Below are 19,985 nucleotides of genomic sequence, written 5' to 3' on the forward strand. Positions count from 1 at the left end.
TCGGCTACGGTTCCAAACCGCGGGCCGCACTTAGATCACGATCTGGTCGCGGGACGGTCCCCGATACCAAGGCGTAATCGAGAAGATCTACCCTTCTTTTCGGGTTTGCGGCTACTGTCCATCAGCAGTGCTGCGTTGTTTAGGGAGGCAAACGGTTATATGTCGGTGACACCGACCGGGACAGATCTTGTTCAAACCGAAGCGTTTGTCGACGAGACGGCTGTCGACGAGACGAAAATCGCTGGACGCACCCCTTGGCAGCTTGCAAGGGCCCGAATCCGCAAGGATCGGACGACGAGTATCGCCTTTGTCGTCCTCTGCGTCGCGACCGTCATTGCGCTCGCGGCACCCATTCTTTCCGCCGCAGGCATTCTCACGCCGTACGAGAATCATCAAGATCTCGTAACCGGTCTCGGCTCGCTGCCGACCGGTCGATTCGGCGGCATCAGCTCAAGTCACTGGCTTGGAGTCGTGCCCGGTACCGGCAACGACGTTCTGTCGCGGGTCATTCTCGGCATCACCTTGTCCCTGCTCATTGCCGTGTCCGCGACGTTGTTCAGCCTGATTCTGGGGACGATCGCGGGCCTGATCAGCGGCTACCTCGGCCTGTGGCCCGACTTCTGGATCAGCCGTTCGATGGATTTGGTGCTGGCATTCCCGCAGCTGCTCATGCTGCTCGCCCTGTCACCGGTCATCACCGACCGCATCACTGCCCTGGGCGTGCCGGCCGGCAACCCGTCGCACATCGTTTATTTGATCTTTGTGCTCGGCTTTTTCGGTTGGCCATATTTTGCGCGCATCATTCGCGGCCAGGTGTTGTCACTGCGCGAGCGGGAATTCATTGAGGCTGCCCGAAGTGTCGGCGCTTCAAACCGTCGCATCTACTTCAAGGAACTGTTGCCCAACCTGTGGGCGCCGATCCTGATCTACTTCACTTTGAACGTGCCGGTCAACATCAGCGCTGAGGCGGCCCTGAGCTACCTCGGCGTCGGTGTGCAAGCGCCCACACCCACGCTGGGCAACGTGCTGACCGATGCCGCGACCTACAGCGGATCAGATCCGGTTTATTTCTTGGCACCAGGAATCATCATTTTCATCCTGGTGATCAGCTTCAATCTCTTCGGCGACGGGCTGCGCGACGCGCTCGATCCCAAGTCCCGAAGATGACCCACCCAAAGAGACTTTCTTCAGCAACCGCTGAAGAGGGAGTGCATCGCTACCGCGGTGTCTCGTTTAAAGGAGAGCGGATGTCTCACAAGAAGAGGGCAATCGCGCTAGGTGCCCTTGTCACCGTGACCGCGCTCGTCGTCACGGCATGTGGCGGTAGCGCGGGAACAAAGAAGAGCGATAACAGCAGTTCGGCTGCGACGACGAGTGCAAAGGGCGGAACGCTCTACTACCTCACGAAGCGTCCGGTCGAACACTGGGATCCACAGCGCGTGTACATCGGCCGCGACATTTATGACGCCGCCCGTATGTTCACCCGGACGCTGGTTCAGTTCCCGGCGACTGCCGACCCGCAGGCCGCGTTGAAGCTGCAGCCTGACCTGGCGACTGACCTTGGTACTTCGTCCAACGGCGCCAAGACGTGGAAGTTCACCCTCAAGACCGGCATCAAGTGGCAGGACGGCTCGCCCGTCACGTGTGAGGACGTCAAGTACGGCATCTCGCGCACCTTCGCCACCGATGTGATCACTGGTGGTCCGAACTACATCCTCCAGTACCTCGACGTCCCCAAGGACGCCAAGGGTGGTTCGACGTACCTCGGCCCATACAAGAAGACCGGCCAGGCTGCGTACGACAAGGCTGTGAGCTGCTCTGGGCAGACGATCACCTTCCAGTTCAACAAGCCATGGGCAGACTTCCCGTACGCGACGACGCTGACCGCGTTCGCTCCGTTCAAGCAGAGTCAGGACCAGGGCGACAAGAGCAACTTCGCGATCTTCTCCGACGGCCCGTACGAGCTGCAGGGAACGTGGGCCAAGGGCGGCACGAACACCTTCGTGCGTAACCCGCAGTACGACCCGTCGACCGACACCGTCCGCAAGGCGCTGCCTGACAAGATGGTGTTCACCGAGGGCTTGACCGATGAGGTCATCGCCCAGCGACTGATCGCAGACAGCGGTAACGACAAGTTCGCCGTCTCTGACCGCTCGATCGTGCCGGCATACCAGGCACAGGCATTCAGCCAGGCCAAGGGCCGGGTCGAGAACCCGGTTTCGCCTTACGTCTACTACCTGGTGCCGAACTTCAAGAAGCTGACCAACCCGTTGGTTCGGCAGGCTCTCAACATGGCAACCGACCGCAGTGGCTGGATCACCGCATTGGGTGGCCCGACCAACGGCACTGTCGCGAAGTCGATCATGAGCCCGGCACTTCTTGGCTACAAGGACGCCAACGTCTACAACGTTCCGGATGCTGGTGATCCGGCCAAGGCCAAGGCGTTGCTGCAGCAGGCTGGTGTTCCGTTGCCGTACCCCATTACGTTCACCTACTCCGGTGGTACCCCCACTACTGAGAAGGAAGCGGCTGTCGAGAAGGCAGCTTGGGAGAAGGCCGGCTTCAAGGTCACGCTCAACGAGCTGACCGACACGTACTACGACGTCATTCAGAACCCGGCGAAGGCTGCCACCTATGACGTGACGTGGGGCGGCTGGGGTGCTGACTGGCCGAGCGGATCGACGGTCATCCCGGCACTGTTCGACAGCCGGATCAACCTGAGCGCGGCGTCCAACGGCCAGGACTACGGTCTGTACGCCTCAGACACCGTGAACAAGATGATCGACGAGGCACTGAACCAGTCCGACCTGACGTCGCAGTCCAACGCCTGGGCGGGTATCGATCAGACGCTGGCCAAGGATGTCGCGTACATCCCGCTGCTGGTGCTGAAGTTCATCATGGTTCAAGGTTCTGGCATCAAGAACTACATCAACAACCCGAGCGTCAGCATGTACCCAGATCTGGGTGTGCTCGGAGTTCAGTAAGGCATAGGCCGGTGGTGGCGGGGAACGCGTTGTTCCCCGCCACCATTCTGCCCACGCAACATTGGCTCTAAGACAGTCGAAGAGAGTCGAAGAGAGAGGACTGTAACCCCAGAAACTTGGGGTCACGACGATGATTGCCTACACGATTCGACGCCTACTCGCGGCAGTGGTGCTGCTGTTCGTGATGAGCATCGTGACCTTCGTGCTGTTCAGCGCTATTCCCAACGATCCGGCGCGAACGGCCTGCGGCAAGAACTGTTCACCGCAGCAGGTCGAGGATGTTCGACATTCACTTGGTTACGACAAGCCGATCTATGTTCAGTACGGCTTGCTTATGAAGGGTCTCGTCGTCGGCCGGGACTTTCCCGATGACCCTGAGACCAAGAAGAACGCACCCCAAACGATCGTGCATTGTGCCGCCCCGTGTCTCGGGTATTCCAAGGCCCAGACATCGCTGGTGTCCACACTGATCAAGGAGCGATTACCGGTTTCGGTGTGGGTAGCGCTGTTTGCCTTCGTCCTCTGGATGGTCTTGGGGATCTTGAGCGGCGTGGTAGCCGCGCTTACCCGAGGGCGATGGCCGGATAAATTGCTCGTCGGCGTTGCCCTGATCGGGTATTCATTCCCGACGTTCTTCATCGGCTTGATTTTGTATCAGTACGTGGCCCTGCAATGGAAACTTGTCCCGATCCCTGAATACATTTCGCCTTTGTCCGATCCGATCGGGTTCATTCGCGGCGCGATTCTGCCTGCGGTGACGCTCTCGCTGTTGTACATCGCCGCGTATGTCCGGTTGACCCGCGCCTACGTGCTGGAGGCGATGGGGGAGGACTACCTGCGGACGGCCCGGGCCAAGGGTTTGACCGAACGCCGGATCGTCTTCAAACACACGCTTCGCGCAGCCTTGACCCCGATTACGACGATTGCCGGTCTCGACCTCGGTGCGTTGCTGGCCGGCGCCGCGATCACCGAGACTGTCTTCAACTTCAACGGGCTCGGCAAGCTCACCGTCCAGTCCGCGGTCGCAGGTGATCTGCCCACGCTCACCGCGATCGTTTTGATCGCTGCCGCGTTCATCATCGTGGCTAACGTCGTGGTCGACGTACTGTATGCATATATCGACCCACGAGTCCGGTACGCGTAAGGCGGTGTGGAACCTATGAGCGAGGGAATCACGGTGGCCGAATTGGCTTCGGACCGACCGCACGCAATGGGCGGCACCTTTTTGCAGGTCGAAGACCTGAAGGTGCATTTTCCCACCGAGGACGGCATCGTCAACGCGGTCGATGGCTTGAGCTTCGATCTCGATCGTGGTCAGACACTAGGTATCGTGGGTGAGTCCGGGTCCGGTAAGTCCGTTACCAGCCAGGCGATCATGGGACTGCACCGCAAGACCCGTGCCCAGGTGACCGGTCAGATCCTGCTTGATGGTGAAGACCTGCTGCAGGTGTCGGACGAACGGCTGCGCAAACTGCGTGGTAACGACATCGCCATGGTCTTTCAGGACCCACTGTCGGCGCTGCACCCGTACTACACGATCGGTAACCAGATCGTGGAGGCATATCAAGTCCACCACGCCGTGAAGAAATCGGTAGCGCGCCAGCGGGTGGTCGAGATGCTAGACCGCGTCGGGATTCCGAACCCGCAGCGACGCATTGATCAATATCCGCACGAGTTCTCTGGCGGTATGCGTCAGCGCGCGATGATCGCGATGGCGCTGATCAATGATCCGAAACTGCTCATCGCCGACGAGCCGACGACCGCGCTCGACGTCACCGTGCAGGCTCAGATCCTCGATCTCATCCTCGATCTGCAGAAGGAATTCGGTTCCGCCATCATCATCATCACCCACGACCTGGGTGTCGTCGCTGAGATGGCCAACGACATTCTCGTTATGTACGCAGGTAAATCCGTCGAGCGTGGCCCGGTCAACGAGGTTTTCTACACGCCGCAGATGCCATACACCTGGGGTCTGCTCTCGTCCATGCCGCGCATCGATCGAGTCCGCGAGCAGCGGCTGAACCCGATCCGGGGCAATCCGCCGTCACTGATCAACCCACCACCCGGGTGCGCCTTCAACCCACGATGCGATTTCCAGCACGAGGTGGACGATCCCAAACGTTGCTCGACCGAGGTGCCGCTCTTCGATCCTGAGCAATTGCATCCGGTGCGATGCCACATCGAGACTGCTCGCCGCAAAGAAATATTCGAGTCCACAATCAAGCCCCGTCTGTGAAAGGAGCCGACTCCATGACCGAGTCGACAGTCCCGGCAGCGGTGGCTGAAACGAGCGCACCCGCGGGTGCCTCGAACAGCAATGCCCTGCTGCAGGTCGAGAACTTGCAGAAGTACTTTCCGCTCAAAACTCAGGGATTCATTCGGCACGTCTCGGCGCCCGTCAAGGCAGTCGACGGCATCACCTTCGATCTCGACGCGGGTGAAACCCTTGGCCTGGTTGGGGAATCGGGTTGCGGGAAGTCCACCGCCGGACGGACCGTGCTGCAGTTACTCGCCCCCACCGGTGGGAAGATCACCTTTCGCGGCGAGGACGTTACCGGTGCCGATCGCGACCGGTTACGTCAGCTTCGCTCGGACATGCAGATGGTCTTCCAGGACCCATACGGCTCTCTGAACCCGCGGCACACCATCGGAACGATCATCGGTGCGCCGTTCATCATCCAGAAGGCCAAGCCGGCCAAGGGTGTCAAGGTCGAGGTCCAGGAGCTCATGGAGCGGGTCGGCCTGAACCCTGAGCACTACAACCGCTACCCGCACGAGTTCTCAGGCGGCCAGCGCCAGCGCATCGGGATTGCGCGAGCAGTGGCATTGCGGCCGAAGCTGATCGTCTGCGACGAGCCGGTGTCCGCGCTCGACGTCTCGATCCAGGCGCAGGTCGTGAACCTGCTGGAAGACCTGCAGAACGAGTTCGATCTGGCCTATATCTTCGTCGCGCACGACCTTTCGGTCGTCCGTCATATCTCGGATCGGGTCGCGGTGATGTACCTCGGCAAGTTCATGGAGCTGGCAGACCGCGATGTCCTGTATGCGGCGCCAATGCACCCATATACCCACTCGCTGATGTCTGCGGTGCCGATCCCCGATCCGAAGAAGGAGAACAAGCGGAATCGGATTCTGCTCACCGGCGACCTGCCCAGCCCGATCAACCCGCCGAGCGGCTGTGTCTTCCATACCCGCTGCCCGAAGTTCCGCTCCGTCCTGTCCGACTCCGACAAGCAGCGTTGCACCAGTGAGGTGCCGGCGTTCGAGCTCAAGGAACCCGGACACTTCGCGGCCTGCCACTTTCCGGAAGTTCGGGCCGACGTTGCCGGCATCGAGGACGCTGCCCTGCCCGTCGCCTGACCTTGTCAGGGCGGCGGTAGGTTTGGCGATGTGACAGTGCCTGATGCGCCGACGCCCGGGGTGACAGCGCCTGGGGTGCCGGTGCCTGATTCGGCACCCTCTGATGCGCCACTGCCTGATGCGGCAGTGCCTGATGCGGCCGTGCCTGATGGGGATGGCGGCATCACCGCACAGCGTCGGCTGTTGCTGGTCCACGCGCATCCGGACGACGAGTCCATCGGCACCGGCGCGACCATGGCAAAATATGTTGCCGAGGGCGCCCACGTCACTCTGGTGACCTGCACGCTGGGCGAGGAGGGCGAGATTCTGGTGCCGGCCATGTCCCAGCTCGCGGCAGACCAAGCAGATCAGCTCGGTGGCTGGCGCATAACGGAGTTGGCCAATGCGATGGCCGCCATCGGGGTGACCGATCACCGCTTTCTCGGCGGAGCCGGGCGCTTTCGCGACAGCGGCATGATGGGCACGCCGGCCAATCAGAAGCCCCGGGCTTTTTGGCGAGCCGATACCGATCGTTCGGTCTTCTATGACGCCGTGCTTGCGCTGGTCGAGGTCATTCGGGAGGTTCGACCCCAGGTGCTGGTGACCTACGACGATTTCGGTGGCTACGGCCATCCCGATCACATCATGGCGCACCGGGTCGCCACGGCCGCGGTTACCGCGGCCGCCCACGGTGGCTATGTCAGCGTCGGAGGTCAGCCGTGGCAGGTCAGCAAGACCTACTGGACGGCGATGCCCCGATCGGTGATGGCTGAGGGCCTGGAGGCGATGCGTAACGCCAAGAACTCCCCGTTCGCAGGCGCGAACTCGGTTGACGATGTTCCGGGTGTCGTCGCGGACGAGTTGGTGACCACCTGCATCGACGGTGACGCGTTCATAGCCGCCAAGGCCGAGGCGCTGGCTGCACATGCCACCCAGATCGCCAGCGACGGTCCGTTCTTCGCGCTGTCGAACAATCTTGGTCAGAAGACCTGGGGAACCGAGTACTTCCGGTTGGTCGCGGGCGAGCTCGCTGCCGAGCGGGATGCCAACGACCGAGAGACCGACCTGTTCGGAGGGCTCGAGGCATGACTGAGATTCCGCTCGACAGCACCCAGGAGGATCGCGATGCTGCCGCAGGAGCTGTCGATGGGACGAAACGGCGGTCCGTCCTGTCCGGCGAGTTGCCTACGTCGTTGAAGGCGCTGGGACTGGTGCTATATGCGATTGCCGGTGCGATGTCCGCCGTTTTCGAGATCCTGCTGATTCCATTCCGGATCGGGTCGGTCCTCGTTCCGATCGCTCTTGTGCTGGCCATCGCGAGCAACATCGCGCTACCTCGATTGGCCCGCAACCTCACCGAGTCGCCGGTCGGCTCGATTGTCCCGGTGATCACCTGGATCCTCGTCAACGTCATGCTGACCAGCACCCGTCCCGAAGGTGATTACTTCCTGCCGGGCGGCGGAACCGTTCAGTGGGTGTCCTACGGCGTGCCCGGGCTTGGCGTGCTGACCGGCCTCATCACGGTATCCCTGCTCTATGCGCCAGCCGGACGACGCCGTCAGTTTCCCCCTCGGCGCTAGCCGTCAAGCGGCTGGGCTGGTGGGCTGCTGGGGCGGAGCCGGTAGTGATACCGGTGGTGCTCGGTGTAACCGAGCGCGCGGTAAAGCGCGAGCGCGCCGACGTTGGCAGCCTCGACCTGTAGGTATGCGCGCGAGGCGCCCTCGGCGACAGCCCAGTGCTCCAACTCCCGCACTAGGCGAGATGCCCAGCCCTGCCGTCGCGCGCTCGGAGCCACCTCGACGGCACTGATCCCAAGCCAGCGTTGCCCGTCCGAACTCGGATCGACGACCCCGCGACCGATCGCGACCGTAGTGCCGCCCGTTGGTCCGTCCGCCCGGGCGGAGACGAAGCGGACGGTGTCGTGCCGTGCGAGCAGCGCCACGCCGGCAGCAGGCAGCGGGCCGTCCGCAGCGCGGTACGCGGCTTGCCAGTCGGCGGAGGGCGCCAGCTCCAGCGACATCGGGCTTCGCGCCGCTGAGCGCTCGTAGGTCGCAGTACCGCTCAGTCGCTTCGTGAGCACGATGGCCGGTTTGACGATCGTCCAACATTGGCGGGCGAGTTCGGCGTCGAGCAACCCGCGGGCTGGCAGCGGAACATGAATCAGGACGGGCAGCGATCGGCTCGAGTAGAAGGCCACCACGTCGGCAAGCACGTCACCGATCGGCCGGGTCGGCGTTGCCAACGGGAGCGCGGAGTTGCCGCGCGACGTCCACCCCGAGGTGGCCCGCAGCAGCCAGCCGTCCTGCACGAGCGCCTCTGCGGGTCGCCAGCCGCGGCTGGCGACCTCCTCCAGCGCGAGCACCCGACGTCGATCGGGCGTGACGACACGGGCGATCTGGATCGCGTCAAGATCGATGGTGACCGGTCCACGGGAGCCAACTACCGTCAGCGAAGCGGCGTCAATCGACACCAGATCTCCGACGACATCGCTCAACGGCTGCGGTCCGGCATCGCCCGAGCGGCGGTATCTGACCACGACCCGCATACCCAGCGAAGTTTCATCGATCACGACCGGCATACTAGGCGTCGGCAGCACTCGTTTCGGGAGGACTCGAAGTGACCTATGTGATCGCAGAACCCTGCGTCGACCTTTTGGACAAAGCCTGCATTGAGGAATGTCCAGTTGATTGCATTTACGAGGGTGGTCGGATGCTCTACATCCACCCCGACGAATGTGTCGACTGCGGCGCCTGTGAGCCGGTTTGTCCCGTTGAGGCGATCTTCTACGAGGACGACCTGCCCGATAAGTGGCGCGACTACACGCAGGCGAATGTCGACTTCTTTGACGACCTCGGCTCGCCGGGTGGCGCATCCAAGGTTGGTAAGACGGAGTTCGATCCGACTTTCATAGCCGCATTGCCACCGCAGGCAGCTGAGCACTGACCTATCGTGCGGGTGCACTTTCTCACTCATCCCGAGGTCGACATCGCACCTGAGGTGCCGGTCACGGAATGGGGTCTGAACGACCGGGGTCGGCAGCGCGCCCGGCTGGCAGGGTCCAAGCTTCCGGCCCTTTCAGCCATCTACAGCAGCCCAGAGGTCAAAGCGGAGCAGACCGCTCGCTTGATCGGTGAGCCCCTGGGTCTCACGGTGACGCTGGTGGGCGGCCTGGCCGAGGTTGATCGGGCCGCCACTGGTTACTTACCGGAACCTGAGTTCTGGGCCAACTACCAGCAGTTCCTGGATCGGCCGTCGTACAGCGCTCGCGGGTGGGAGACAGCCGAGTCGGCGCAACGCCGGATTGTCGCGACTGTGGATTCGTTGCTGGCGGCCGCCGATGGGGAGATTGCGCTGGTCTCACACGGCGGCGTCGGTGCGCTGCTGCTGTGTCACCTGAACGGCACGCCCATCCAGCGACTCGTCGATCAGCCCGGCCAAGGCAGCCATTTCAGCTTCGATGCCGCCAGCCGCGCAATCCTCGAAGGTTGGCGTAGCTTCGAAGACCTCGCGTAGCGCGGTCCTGAGAGGCATCGGTCCTGAGACTGATCGGTTCTGATCGGTTCAGCTGGGCAGTGCGCTCAACTGACGAGCACTGCGCTCAACTGGGCAGCGTTGCCCGGACCTGGGCGGCGGTAATCGAGGCGTCATCAGCCCACCCCTTTGAGCGTCGCCAGTGCTTGCCTGAGTACGTCACCTCAGTGATCCCGAAGGCGTTGGCGTGACTGACGAACCAGGCCGCGGTGGCCCACGAGGCGCCGGGCACCGAGATCGTGTTACCCGCCACCGCGGGGGGCTGCACGGGTAGATCAGTGCTCAGCTGGGTCGCGACGGCCGTCAGCTGCGCGGTGTCCGTCGGCTTGTCGAACGTGCAGGCAACACCGGCTGGTGTCTTGCCGACCAGCGCGTCAGCGACGGCTTGGGCCTGCGGCTCGTGCCTGGCGTAGGCGCTGCCATCAGCCGAGATCTGCACCGCCTGCACCACGGTGGCGAGCGAATCGCTTTCCCAATTGGGCACTTTGACCATCGCGTCGAGGAATTTGCCGGTCGCGTAAGAGATATCGCTCAGCTGCTCGGCGGTACCCCAGCCTTGCGACGGCCGTTGCTGCAAGACCCCAACCGAGTCGCGATCGCCTTGCCCCGACGGGATGTTGTCGAGCTTCGATTCCTGCATCGCAGCACCGAGCACGAGTACCGCGGCCCGTTCGGGAAGTTCACGCTTGATCACCACGGACACCATCGTCGAGGCGTTCTGCGCTCGGCTGAGCGTGAGGTTGTAGCTGCCGAAATCGCAGCCATCAGAGCTGACGGCCCCCTTTGCCGCGTTCCACAGGGCTCGGCCGCCAACCGCCAGCGCGGCGACGACAGCCAGCACCATGACGAGAGCGATGCCGCCCCGCCGTGCACTACCTGCTGCCACTGCTGAATTCACCCCTGCTTGAACGATCTGACGATGCCTGACCCGCGCTCGGTTCGCGGGGCCTCAGTTCGCGTGCAGCGCCGCATTCAGCTCGATGCCTTGCCCGGTGCGCTGGCGTACCTCCAGCGCGCCCGAAACCGAGTTGTGCCAGAACAGCAGACCGGATTGACCCGAGAACTCGGCGGCCTTGCGCGTGCTGCCGTCCGGTAGGACGACCTTCGAGCCCGCCGTCACGTAGGTGCCGGCGGCGACGACGCAGTCATCGCCCAGTGAGATGCCAATGCCGGCGTTGGCGCCGATCAGGCAGCGCTTGCCGACCGAGATCACCTCTTTGCCACCACCGGAAAGGGTGCCCATGATCGATGCGCCGCCACCGACGTCGGAGCCGTCATCGACGATCACCCCGGCGGAGATGCGACCCTCGACCATCGAGCTGCCAAGGGTGCCGGCGTTGTAGTTCACGAATCCCTCGTGCATGACAGTCGTTCCGCTCGCGAGGTGTGCACCGAGGCGCACTCGGTCAGCGTCCGCGATACGTACGCCGGCGGGCAGCACGTAATCGACCATCCGCGGGAATTTGTCCACCCCGTATACGGTGACCTGACCCCGCGCGCGAAGCTTCGTCCGTACCTTCTCGAAGTCCGGCACGGCGCATGGGCCGAAGTTCGTCCAGACGACGTTGTTGAGCAGGCCGAATATCCCAGTCAGGTTCTGTTCATGCGGCCGGACGATCCGGTGGGAGAGCAGGTGCAACCGCAGGTAGATGTCGGCGGCGTCGCTCGGTTCGGCGTCGAGGTCGCTGACGGTGTGCACGACCTCGGTACGAACCCCGCGTACAGAATCGGTACCGGTCAGCGCCGCGAGGTCGGGTGAGGCCTTCACATCGGCTGCTGGCTCGCCGAGGACCGGTTCTGGGTAGTAGACATCGAGGGTGAGTTCGGTGCCGTCGGACACAGTGGCGATACTTGCGAGGCCGAATCCGTGGGCGATGCGCTTGGCTGAGGGGTTCGTCACGCGACAACCCTAACGACCTCAGCTGTGCTGCGAGATACCGGTCAAGAATCTGGGTAACCACTAAAGTGGGCAGGCGTGGTAGCCGACGCTCAACTCGACCTGTCCGCCTCCGCTGAACAGCTCACTGCGGCGCTCGTCGACATCGAGTCTGTCTCCGGCAACGAGGCGGCGATAACCGACGCCGTCGAGCGGGCGCTGAACGGCTGCACAGGGCTTGCTGTGCAACGGCTGGGCAATGTGGTGGTCGCGCGGACTGAGCTGGGCCGCGCACGGCGGATCGTCCTAGCAGGGCATCTGGACACAGTGCCGATCGCCGACAATCTGCCTTCCAGGGTTGTAGACGGCAGGCTCTACGGCTGTGGCACCTCCGATATGAAGTCGGGGGTGGCCCTGCAACTGCGGGCCGCGCAGCTGATCAGTAGCGGTGAGCTTGTGCCCGCCTTCGACGTCACGTGGCTCTTCTATGACTGTGAAGAGGTAACGGCTGACCGCAATGGATTGAACCGGGTCGCAGCGCAACGGCCGGAGCTGTTGGCGGCCGACCTGGCGGTGTTGCTCGAGCCGACGAGCGGGCTGGTCGAGGGCGGCTGCCAGGGCACCATGCGGATCGTTGTGAGCACCAAGGGGCAGCGTGCGCACAGTGCCCGATCCTGGTTGGGGGTCAACGCCATCCACGGCGCAGCGCCGGTGTTGCAGCGACTTGCCGAGTACCAAGCCCGCGAGGTCGACGTGGACGGCCTGCGTTTTCACGAGGGGCTCAACGCGGTCTTCATTTCTGGCGGGGTTGCCGGCAACGTGGTGCCCGACAGCTGCGAGGTGACCATCAACTACCGGTTCGCACCCGATCTGTCCGAGGACGACGCCGAAGGCCATTTGCGTTCGGTATTCGCTGACTTCGATGTCAAGGTCACCGACTCCGCACCCGCTGCGCGTCCGGGGCTGGATCAGCCGCTGGCTCAACAGTTCGTGTCAGCGATCGGTCAACCCGCGGTCGCCAAGCTCGGCTGGACCGATGTAGCAAGATTCGCCGGACTCGGCATTCCCGCGTTGAACTTCGGCCCCGGCGACCCGAACCTCGCACACAAGACGGACGAGTCGGTCGACCTAGCCACCATCGGGGCCTCGGAGCGCGCGCTCAGCACGTTTTTGCGAGGCTGATGGTTGGTGCGGGCGGTTTCGGTTGGGCGATCGTCCTGCGCGCGCGAGGTTGGTATACGTAGGCGTCGTCATGACCGCCCGTGGGTATACCGGTTCGCAGGGTGTGAGGGCGGCCCAGGGGCGTCCCACCGTAAGCTCGCCGTGTGACCGATCACTTTCAGCGGGAGAAGCGTGGCCCCTATCGGCGTGGCCAAGAACTGGCCAGCAACGAGCCACCAAGCCTGGATTATCGGGTCACCGCCGACCAGCGGCTACTGCAAGAACGGGTCAGCGACGCCTGGCGGGTGATGCGGATTCAGGCCGAGTTCGTCGAGGGTTTCGGACTGCTTGCTGACCTCGGCCCAGCCGTCTCGGTTTTCGGTTCGGCGCGAACGGCGATTGATCATCCGAACTATGCCGAGGCACGCCAACTCGGATCGGCCCTGGTTCAGGCCGGCTACGCCGTCATTACCGGCGGTGGCCCGGGTGCGATGGAGGCTGCGAACCGTGGTGCCAACGAAGCCGGCGGAAAGTCGGTCGGACTGGGCATCGAATTGCCGTTCGAACAGCGGCTCAACGACTGGGTCAACATCGGTATCAACTTTCGCTACTTCTTTGCGCGCAAGACGATGTTCGTCAAATACGCGCAGGCCTTCGTGATCATGCCGGGTGGTTTCGGCACCCTCGATGAGACGTTTGAGGCGCTGACGTTGGTACAGACTCGAAAGGTCACCAAGTTTCCGGTGATCCTGTACGGCGCGGAGTACTGGTCGGGTCTACTCGACTGGATTCGCAACACGATGCTGGCCGAGGGCAAGGTTGCTGCCGCTGACCTCGACCTGATCCAGGTGACCAGCAGTGTCGAGGAGGCCGTCCACCTGATCGTCCAGTCTGATCATGATCGGTCGGCGCAGGATCTCAGCGAGCGGGCCGCGCTCGCCGAAGCCAAGGCGGCTGGCGCGCACGATGCCGAATAGCGTTGGACCGAACACCGCGGGGCCGAACACCGCTAAGACCAACGCTGCTGACCTCGAGGGCTGATCCCAAACCATGGCTAGTATTTGCGTTTTCTGTGCGTCCGCCACGAATATCGAGTCCAGATATCTGGACCTCGCTGCCGAAGTCGGCGAGCGGATCGGGCGCGGCGGTCACCGACTCGTGTCCGGCGGCGGCCGGGTCTCGATGATGGGTGCGGTCGCACGCGCAGCACGCGAGCACGGCGCCCACACGCTCGGGGTCATACCGCAACATCTGATTCCGTATGAGGTAGCAGACAACGACGCCGACGAGCTCGTGGTCGTTGACACCATGCGAGAACGTAAGGCGATCATGGACGCCCACGCCGACTGCTTTCTCGTGCTCCCCGGCGGCATCGGCACTATGGAGGAGTTTTTCGAGGTGTGGACGGCCGGTTCTCTCGGTATGCACCCCAAGCCGGTAATCGTCCTTGATCTGGACGGCTTCTACGCCCCGTTGTGGGCCTTCATCGAGGTCCTCGTCGAACGCGGCTTCGCTCGGCAGGCTGCCTTTGACCAGCTGCATCGAGTGAAGTCCGCGGACGATGCTTTTGCGGTGATCGCGCAATCAGTGTCAGGATCTTAGAGTGGCAGTCTTCATCGGGTACGGGCTCATCGCAGTGGTGGTGGCGGCGTTGCTCTTTTATGCCGTGGTGGCGTTGCTGCCCGACGGGCTTTCGTTCAAACCGCAGTCAGACCGCCGTCCCTTCGAGCTGCCCGCTGATCGACGGATGGTGCGGGAAGATCTCGACGTCATTCGCATTCCGGTGACGGTTCGCGGCTACCGTTTCGCTGAGACCGACGATCTGATTGACCGCCTCGCCGCCGAGATCGTTGTGCGGGATGAAGAGATTGCGCGTCTACGCGGTATCGGTGACCCAACCGCCACCGGCGATTCCGAAACGTACGCCGCAACGGATGCCGGAACTGACACCGGCACAAATGCCACTGACCACACAGCGGTTCGGCCGGCGACGCAACGTGAAAACGCCGGTCCGGCAGCGAGCACTGAACCTGTCCAGAGCCAGCGGGACGTCTGAATGGCTCAGCAACCGGCCGAACAACCGGCCGAACAACGCGTGGAACGACGTCGCTGCGATTGGGGCGATAGCGCGCCGGAGTATCTGGATTATCACGACAACGAATGGGGTGTCCCTGTTCATGACGAGGACGCGCTGTTCGAACGGCTTTGCCTTGAAGCGTTCCAATCCGGCTTGTCCTGGTTGACGATTCTGCGCAAGAGAGAAAACTTCCGTGCTGCGTTCGCGAAGTTCGACATCGCCGCCGTGGCTGAGTTCGACGGTGCTGATCGTGAACGGCTGCTCGCCGACGCCGGCATCGTTCGTAATCGCGCAAAGGTCGACGCGGCGATCAACAATGCTCGGGTCATCTCGACCGCGGTTCCGGAAGGTCTCGATCAGTTTCTGTGGTCTTTCGCCCCAGCCAAGCACATTCGGCCGAAGACGATGGCTGATCTGGTCGCTACGACGCCTGAATCGAAGGCCATGGCCAAAGAGTTGAAGCGCCGCGGTTTCGCATTCGTCGGCCCCACCACGGCCTACGCGCTGATGCAGGCCACCGGAATTGTCGATGACCACGTTTCCTACTGCTGGCGAGCCAAAGAGGCCTCATAAGCCACCCTTGACGGTTAGTCTGCGCGAAGATAATCTTTGCGCAGACTAATACCAGTCGAGGGAGAAGATCATGTGGAGCACTGAGTACAGCACCGACACGGCCGTCTCACCGCAGCAGATCTGGTCGGCGCTACGCGCGTTGCACACCGGTACGGCGCTGAGCGAGGCGAGCGATCGATTCGAGATTCACGGCCCGTTTGCGGTGGGCACCGAGATTTCGGTGACGCCCCAAGGCCAAGACACTTTTCAATCGCGGATTACCGAACTCGTCGAGAATGAGGTTTATGCCGATCAGACCAGCTTCGGCGATGTGACGTTGCTGTTCCGGCACACCTTGCGCGACCTCGGCAACGGCGGTACCCGGATCACGCACCAGCTCGAGATCGATGGTGCGGGTGCCGATCAGGCTGGCCCCGAACTCGGCGCCCAGATCAGCGCGGACTTTCCGGCCGCGATGCAGGATCTGATCGCAGCTGCCCAGGCATCGCTGCCCGCACCGTGACCCGATTCGCCGGAGGTCCGGCCGATAGCCCGGGCTTTCTGCTCTGGCACACGACCCTGCTCTGGCAGCGCACCATCACCGCGGCGCTGCAACCACTCGATCTCACGCACGTGCAGTTCGTCCTGCTGGCATGTGCCTGGTGGCTCGAAAGCAGAGGAGATACGCCGAACCAACAAGACCTCGCACGCCAGGCCGGGACGGACGTCAAGATGACGTCTCAGGTTTTACGCAAGCTCGAGGCAAAAGGTCTTCTGGAACGTGCGATCGCACCGAGTGACAACCGGGCCAGGCATTTGCACGTCACCGAGGAAGGGGCGGACCTTGCTCGCAGTGCGATCGTGGTCGTCGAAACCGCCGACGCTGAGGTCTTCGGCGCCGAGGCTCCAGCCCTGGTCGCGATCCTGCAGCGGATCGCTGGCACGAGCCGGTAGCCGGACCGCATCCCGAGGCGCGCACGGTGGCGTTTAACCGCTGGCCCGTACGCCAGAAGCTGTGCGATGGTGCCAGGTATGACTGCGACTGTCTTTGACCCGGCGACGATCCTGCGCGGTCCGCTGACGGTGCTGCGCAACTGGGCTCCCGAGGATGCAGATGAGGTGTACCTGGCCTGCCAGGACTCAGAAATTCAGCGCTGGACGCAGGTGCCATCACCGTACGGCCGCGATGATGCCGAAGGCTTCGTCAACAGCACAGCCGAGCGGTGGGCAGCCGGCTTGCCGTCCTTCGCCATCGTCGACCCTGCCGGAAACCAGCTGCTGGGCTCCATCGGCTTTCCGCGCAGCCCAGGTGAAGGCGTCCTCGAGATCGGCTACTGGGTCAGTCCGTGGGCGCGCGGACGTGGCGTCGCGACGGCGGCTGTCGGTCAGCTGTGCCAATGGACGTTCGCCCAGCCGGGCATCGAACGAATCGAATGGCAGGCTTTGGTCGGTAATGAAGCGTCCCGAAAAGTCGCCGAACACTGCGGATTCCGCCACGAAGGCATCCTGCGCAGTCGCGCCAAACACAACGGGGTCCCGGCTGACTTATGGATAGCTAGCCTGCTGCGGACAGACCTATCCGGCCCGATGTAGCCGGCCCGATTGGAGCTGGCCCGATGTGCCGGATGTCAGTGACCGACGAAAACCGGCTTTTCCTTCTTTACAAAGGCAGCGACTGCCGCCTTGTGATCAATCGTCGATCCAGCTTTCTCTTGCTGAACAGCCTCGTTCTCCAGCGATGCGGCCAGGTCGTGGGAAGCGGCGAAATGAACCGCTTGCTTGATCGCCGCATACGCCGCTGTGGGCCCGGCAGCAAGCCTCGCGGCAAGTGCCTGGGCGGTTGGCAGCACGTCGTCGGGCGGGGTGAGCTCGGTGACCAGACCGTAGTCGGCCGCGATCTGGGCGGTGATCGGCTGTGCCAGCAACGCCAGCTCCAACGCGCGGCCGCTGCCGACCAGTCGGGGGAGTGTCCAGGAGACGCCGCTGTCCAAACCGAGGCCGACATTCGCGAAGGCCAGCAAGAACTTCGCCGCGGTGGAGACAATGCGGAAATCGCAGGCGAAAGCGAAGGACGCTCCTGCTCCCGCCGCCGTCCCGTTCACGGCAGCGATCACCGGCTTGGGCATGCTGGCCAGCGATTGGGTGATCGGGTTGTAGTGATCTCGCACTGTCCGCAGCGGTGTTGGATCGTCGCTCTCGAGTAAAAGGGTGTGCTCGCCAAGATCCTGCCCGACACAGAAGCCTCGCCCGGTGCCGGTCAACACGACCGCGCGGACCGAATCATCCGCGCCGACCGCGGCAAGCGCCTCAACGAGAGCGTCCTTGAGCTCGACCGACAGCGAATTCATGGATTCCGGCCGATTCAAGGTCAGGGTCGCGACCCCGTCAGCACGGTCGATCAACAGCACATCAGCCATCCCCACACCATAACCGGCCCGACCCTCGTCCGGGCGTAAAAATACCCACGTTTAGGGCCAGGCTCGCGGCGTCATCCTCGGTGCCGTAGCCGAGAGTGAGTTTGCATACCGAACCCGAGGGTGATCCCGTTTTGGCTTGATCACCTCCCATGCGGGACAATGTGACCAGCACTACCCGGTCCGATGCCGTTCTGCTGTCTTGGGTCGGGTTGGATTGACGCAGTTCTGATCACAATAGGAGGCAGGCATGGCGGCGATGAAGCCGCGGACGGGTGATGGTCCGCTGGAAGTCACCAAAGAGGGGCGCGGCTTGGTGATGCGCGTTCCACTGGAAGGCGGCGGGCGTCTGGTCGTCGAGCTGTCTGCCGACGAGGCATCTGCGCTTTCTGAAGCGTTGTCGGCCGCAGTCAGCTAGTGGCATACCAACCCCAGTCGTACGCGGACTTCGGCTCGCAGATCCCTTTGATCAGCGAGGACCGCTTCGCGAACGGCTGGGGTTGATTCATCTCCAAAGTCGCAAGCCCATAAATTCCGCAGAAGTTGCTAGCCCAGAAGTTATCGGCCCAGAGCTGTCAGCCTAGAAAAGGTAGACCTTGATTCTGCTGCAGGTTCCCGAAGAGCCCCAGATCTGCGATGTCGTCGTGGTCGGCGCATTCGACAACGGCAGCGGCCCCCAGTTGGCCAAAACCAGCGACACGTCGTTGCCGGTCCCAGCGGCTGAAGCTGCAGCATTGTTCGTTTCAGCCGAGCGACCGTCAGCTGACGCTGGTGCGCTGCATTCGGTTCCGCTACCTGGCCACGTGCCGTCAAACGTCCTGATCGTCGGTCTGGGCGACGGTGGCGCTGATGATCTGCGGCAGGCTGCCGTCGCCGTCGGACGGGCCGTGCGTGATCTCGACGAGGCCAAGACCGTCTCCGTCGCCATCGATGCAGACACCTACGAGCACAGCCGGGCCCTCGCCGAAGGCCTCGTGCTCGGCAGCTACGAATTCGGGATCGGCGCTGCGGCCGACGACAAACTTCACGTGGTGGATCTGATCGGGGAGCTGGACGAAGCTGGCCTGACTGCCGGCGACGAGGCTGCTGATGCAGCGGGCTGGGCCCGGGACCTGGGCAATACGCCCGCTTCAGTCCTCACACCTGCGCACTTGGGTGAATTGGCGGAATCACAACTCGTAGCCGCGGGCTGCACAGTGGCAGTACGGGCCGAGGACTGGCTGAGCGAGCAAGGTTTCGGGGGAGTCCTCGCGGTCGGCGGCGGTTCGGCCTCCGGGCCTCGGCTGATCGAAGTCAGCTACCAGCCGCGTCGGGCTCGCGGAGCGGCGCCACTGAAGCACGTCGTGCTGGTCGGAAAAGGCATAACCTTCGACACCGGCGGGCTCAACCTCAAGCGCGCGGGCGGCATGCGGATGATGCACACTGACATGTGCGGCGGCGCCGCGGTGCTCGGCGCGATTCAGTACGCAGCGATGCAGAAATTGCCGATCCGGGTTACCGCGCTGGTTCCGTCCGCTGAGAACTCGGTGTCGGCCACGTCGATGCGACCGTCGGACGTGATCACCCATTTCGGCGGCCGCACCACCGAGATCGGCAACACCGACGCCGAAGGCAGATTGGTGCTGGCGGACGCGATCGCCTATGCAGTCGCAAGATTGAAGCCCGATGTCGTGATCGATATCGCGACCTTGACCGGCGCCATGAAGGTGGCGCTAGGGCTTGAGGTCGCTGGGTACTTCGCCAACGACGATGAGCTGGCCGCAGGCCTGGAAGGTGCGGCGATCGATTCCGGCGAGCAGGTCTGGCGGATGCCGTTGGAGCACGAGTATTCGTCGCTGCTGGACTCTTCCGTCGCCGATGCTCGCAATGACCCGGGCAACCCGGGTGGAATTACCGCCGCCCTGTTCCTGCAGCCCTTTGCCGGCTCGGTTGCGTGGGCACATCTGGACATTGCCGGTCCGGCGAGGGCGGCTGAAGAAGGCCCGATCTTCTCCCGCGGCGCGACGGGCTACGGCGTCCGGCTCCTGGCTCGATACCTCGAGAATCAGTAG

23 protein-coding genes are annotated in these 19,985 nt (G+C 63.1%); 19 read left to right on the forward strand and 4 right to left on the reverse strand.

The window, feature by feature from the left end; genetic code table 11:
• Nucleotides 1-159 precede the first annotated feature (159 nt).
• The 7 genes from ACSMXN_RS04820 to ACSMXN_RS04850 all read left to right on the forward strand — a co-directional run bounded on the left by ACSMXN_RS04820 (nucleotide 160) and on the right by ACSMXN_RS04850 (nucleotide 7,903).
• Nucleotides 160-1,167, forward strand: a complete 1,008-nt coding sequence (locus ACSMXN_RS04820) for an ABC transporter permease (RefSeq protein ID WP_022913447.1) — start codon at nucleotides 160-162, stop codon at nucleotides 1,165-1,167.
• Nucleotides 1,168-1,247: 80 nt separating this feature from the next.
• The gene (locus ACSMXN_RS04825) at nucleotides 1,248-2,984 is read left to right on the forward strand and encodes an ABC transporter substrate-binding protein (protein WP_022913448.1); all 1,737 of its coding nucleotides are present in this window, start codon (nucleotides 1,248-1,250) and stop codon (nucleotides 2,982-2,984) included.
• A gap of 130 nt (nucleotides 2,985-3,114) precedes the next feature.
• Nucleotides 3,115-4,128, forward strand: coding sequence for an ABC transporter permease (locus tag ACSMXN_RS04830; protein ID WP_022913449.1), 1,014 nt, complete (start codon nucleotides 3,115-3,117; stop codon nucleotides 4,126-4,128).
• A gap of 66 nt (nucleotides 4,129-4,194) precedes the next feature.
• Nucleotides 4,195-5,220 (forward strand): ABC transporter ATP-binding protein, encoded by a 1,026-nt coding sequence (locus ACSMXN_RS04835; RefSeq protein ID WP_035943904.1) that lies wholly within the window; start codon nucleotides 4,195-4,197, stop codon nucleotides 5,218-5,220.
• A 14-nt stretch (nucleotides 5,221-5,234) separates the two neighbouring features.
• Nucleotides 5,235-6,344 (forward strand): dipeptide ABC transporter ATP-binding protein, encoded by a 1,110-nt coding sequence (locus ACSMXN_RS04840; protein ID WP_081649128.1) that lies wholly within the window; start codon nucleotides 5,235-5,237, stop codon nucleotides 6,342-6,344.
• 162 nt (nucleotides 6,345-6,506) lie between these two features.
• A complete protein-coding gene (gene mshB / locus ACSMXN_RS04845; protein ID WP_027139470.1) occupies nucleotides 6,507-7,412 on the forward strand; it encodes an N-acetyl-1-D-myo-inositol-2-amino-2-deoxy-alpha-D-glucopyranoside deacetylase in 906 nt (301 codons plus the stop codon).
• Nucleotides 7,409-7,903 carry a DUF6113 family protein gene (locus ACSMXN_RS04850; RefSeq protein ID WP_022913453.1) on the forward strand — a complete coding sequence of 165 codons (495 nt, stop codon included), beginning with the start codon at nucleotides 7,409-7,411 and terminating at the stop codon, nucleotides 7,901-7,903. The genes mshB and ACSMXN_RS04850 overlap by 4 nt, the downstream gene beginning before the upstream one ends.
• On the opposite strand, the gene ACSMXN_RS04855 is transcribed toward ACSMXN_RS04850, so the two are convergent.
• A complete protein-coding gene (locus ACSMXN_RS04855; protein WP_196811282.1) occupies nucleotides 7,900-8,892 on the reverse strand; it encodes a GNAT family N-acetyltransferase in 993 nt (330 codons plus the stop codon). The two genes, ACSMXN_RS04850 and ACSMXN_RS04855, sit on opposite strands and share 4 nt — an antisense overlap.
• Nucleotides 8,893-8,939: 47 nt before the next feature.
• On the opposite strand from ACSMXN_RS04855, the gene fdxA reads away from it, so the two are divergent.
• Complete coding sequence (gene fdxA / locus ACSMXN_RS04860; protein WP_022913455.1) at nucleotides 8,940-9,266, forward strand: ferredoxin; 327 nt, start codon at nucleotides 8,940-8,942, stop codon at nucleotides 9,264-9,266.
• 6 nt (nucleotides 9,267-9,272) lie between these two features.
• Nucleotides 9,273-9,836, forward strand: coding sequence for a histidine phosphatase family protein (locus tag ACSMXN_RS04865; protein WP_035943838.1), 564 nt, complete (start codon nucleotides 9,273-9,275; stop codon nucleotides 9,834-9,836).
• A gap of 85 nt (nucleotides 9,837-9,921) precedes the next feature.
• Here ACSMXN_RS04865 and ACSMXN_RS04870 read toward each other — a convergent pair whose 3' ends face one another.
• On the reverse strand, nucleotides 9,922-10,740 hold the full coding sequence (locus ACSMXN_RS04870) for a hypothetical protein (RefSeq protein WP_022913457.1): 819 nt from the start codon (nucleotides 10,738-10,740) through the stop codon (nucleotides 9,922-9,924).
• Nucleotides 10,741-10,803: 63 nt separating this feature from the next.
• The gene (gene dapD, locus ACSMXN_RS04875) at nucleotides 10,804-11,754 is read right to left on the reverse strand and encodes a 2,3,4,5-tetrahydropyridine-2,6-dicarboxylate N-succinyltransferase (protein ID WP_022913458.1); all 951 of its coding nucleotides are present in this window, start codon (nucleotides 11,752-11,754) and stop codon (nucleotides 10,804-10,806) included.
• Between the two features lie 75 nt (nucleotides 11,755-11,829).
• Between dapD and dapE the strand changes: the two genes are divergently transcribed.
• From dapE to ACSMXN_RS04915, 8 genes are all read left to right on the forward strand, one after another.
• Nucleotides 11,830-12,912, forward strand: a complete 1,083-nt coding sequence (gene dapE, locus ACSMXN_RS04880; RefSeq protein ID WP_022913459.1) for a succinyl-diaminopimelate desuccinylase — start codon at nucleotides 11,830-11,832, stop codon at nucleotides 12,910-12,912.
• A gap of 197 nt (nucleotides 12,913-13,109) precedes the next feature.
• On the forward strand, nucleotides 13,110-13,868 hold the full coding sequence (locus tag ACSMXN_RS04885) for an LOG family protein (protein WP_455407768.1): 759 nt from the start codon (nucleotides 13,110-13,112) through the stop codon (nucleotides 13,866-13,868).
• Between the two features lie 73 nt (nucleotides 13,869-13,941).
• Nucleotides 13,942-14,493 (forward strand): TIGR00730 family Rossman fold protein, encoded by a 552-nt coding sequence (locus tag ACSMXN_RS04890; protein ID WP_022913461.1) that lies wholly within the window; start codon nucleotides 13,942-13,944, stop codon nucleotides 14,491-14,493.
• Nucleotide 14,494: 1 nt separating this feature from the next.
• Nucleotides 14,495-14,947 (forward strand): hypothetical protein, encoded by a 453-nt coding sequence (locus ACSMXN_RS04895; RefSeq protein WP_022913462.1) that lies wholly within the window; start codon nucleotides 14,495-14,497, stop codon nucleotides 14,945-14,947.
• Entirely contained in the window at nucleotides 14,948-15,541 is a 594-nt protein-coding gene (locus ACSMXN_RS04900) for a DNA-3-methyladenine glycosylase I (protein ID WP_022913463.1), read from the forward strand.
• Between the two features lie 70 nt (nucleotides 15,542-15,611).
• A complete protein-coding gene (locus tag ACSMXN_RS04905; protein WP_022913464.1) occupies nucleotides 15,612-16,043 on the forward strand; it encodes a polyketide cyclase in 432 nt (143 codons plus the stop codon).
• Complete coding sequence (locus ACSMXN_RS04910) at nucleotides 16,040-16,474, forward strand: MarR family transcriptional regulator (protein ID WP_022913465.1); 435 nt, start codon at nucleotides 16,040-16,042, stop codon at nucleotides 16,472-16,474. The genes ACSMXN_RS04905 and ACSMXN_RS04910 overlap by 4 nt, the downstream gene beginning before the upstream one ends.
• A gap of 78 nt (nucleotides 16,475-16,552) precedes the next feature.
• Complete coding sequence (locus ACSMXN_RS04915) at nucleotides 16,553-17,113, forward strand: GNAT family N-acetyltransferase (protein WP_035943911.1); 561 nt, start codon at nucleotides 16,553-16,555, stop codon at nucleotides 17,111-17,113.
• A gap of 35 nt (nucleotides 17,114-17,148) precedes the next feature.
• Here the strand turns inward: ACSMXN_RS04915 and ACSMXN_RS04920 are convergent, their stop codons facing one another.
• A complete protein-coding gene (locus ACSMXN_RS04920; protein ID WP_022913467.1) occupies nucleotides 17,149-17,937 on the reverse strand; it encodes an enoyl-CoA hydratase-related protein in 789 nt (262 codons plus the stop codon).
• 247 nt (nucleotides 17,938-18,184) lie between these two features.
• Between ACSMXN_RS04920 and ACSMXN_RS04925 the strand changes: the two genes are divergently transcribed.
• Nucleotides 18,185-18,352: a DUF3117 domain-containing protein gene (locus ACSMXN_RS04925; RefSeq protein WP_022913468.1), complete on the forward strand. Its 168-nt coding sequence runs from the start codon at nucleotides 18,185-18,187 to the stop codon at nucleotides 18,350-18,352.
• A gap of 178 nt (nucleotides 18,353-18,530) precedes the next feature.
• Nucleotides 18,531-19,985, forward strand: a complete 1,455-nt coding sequence (locus tag ACSMXN_RS04930) for a M17 family metallopeptidase (protein WP_022913469.1) — start codon at nucleotides 18,531-18,533, stop codon at nucleotides 19,983-19,985.

It is taken from the genome of Parajatrophihabitans canadensis, assembly GCF_053764775.1.

Bases quoted from the DNA above. Each gene is read 5' to 3' on its own strand.
- ACSMXN_RS04820 (WP_022913447.1), top strand. From the start codon at position 160: ATGTCGGTGACACCGACCGGGACAGATCTTGTTCAAACCGAAGCGTTT.
- ACSMXN_RS04825 (WP_022913448.1), top strand. From the start codon at position 1,248: ATGTCTCACAAGAAGAGGGCAATCGCGCTAGGTGCCCTTGTCACCGTG.
- ACSMXN_RS04830 (WP_022913449.1), top strand. From the start codon at position 3,115: ATGATTGCCTACACGATTCGACGCCTACTCGCGGCAGTGGTGCTGCTG.
- ACSMXN_RS04835 (WP_035943904.1), top strand. From the start codon at position 4,195: ATGGGCGGCACCTTTTTGCAGGTCGAAGACCTGAAGGTGCATTTTCCC.
- ACSMXN_RS04840 (WP_081649128.1), top strand. From the start codon at position 5,235: ATGACCGAGTCGACAGTCCCGGCAGCGGTGGCTGAAACGAGCGCACCC.
- ACSMXN_RS04850 (WP_022913453.1), top strand. From the start codon at position 7,409: ATGACTGAGATTCCGCTCGACAGCACCCAGGAGGATCGCGATGCTGCC.
- ACSMXN_RS04890 (WP_022913461.1), top strand. From the start codon at position 13,942: ATGGCTAGTATTTGCGTTTTCTGTGCGTCCGCCACGAATATCGAGTCC.
- ACSMXN_RS04900 (WP_022913463.1), top strand. From the start codon at position 14,948: ATGGCTCAGCAACCGGCCGAACAACCGGCCGAACAACGCGTGGAACGA.
- ACSMXN_RS04905 (WP_022913464.1), top strand. From the start codon at position 15,612: ATGTGGAGCACTGAGTACAGCACCGACACGGCCGTCTCACCGCAGCAG.
- ACSMXN_RS04915 (WP_035943911.1), top strand. From the start codon at position 16,553: ATGACTGCGACTGTCTTTGACCCGGCGACGATCCTGCGCGGTCCGCTG.
- ACSMXN_RS04920 (WP_022913467.1), bottom strand. From the start codon at position 17,937: ATGGCTGATGTGCTGTTGATCGACCGTGCTGACGGGGTCGCGACCCTG.
- ACSMXN_RS04925 (WP_022913468.1), top strand. From the start codon at position 18,185: ATGGCGGCGATGAAGCCGCGGACGGGTGATGGTCCGCTGGAAGTCACC.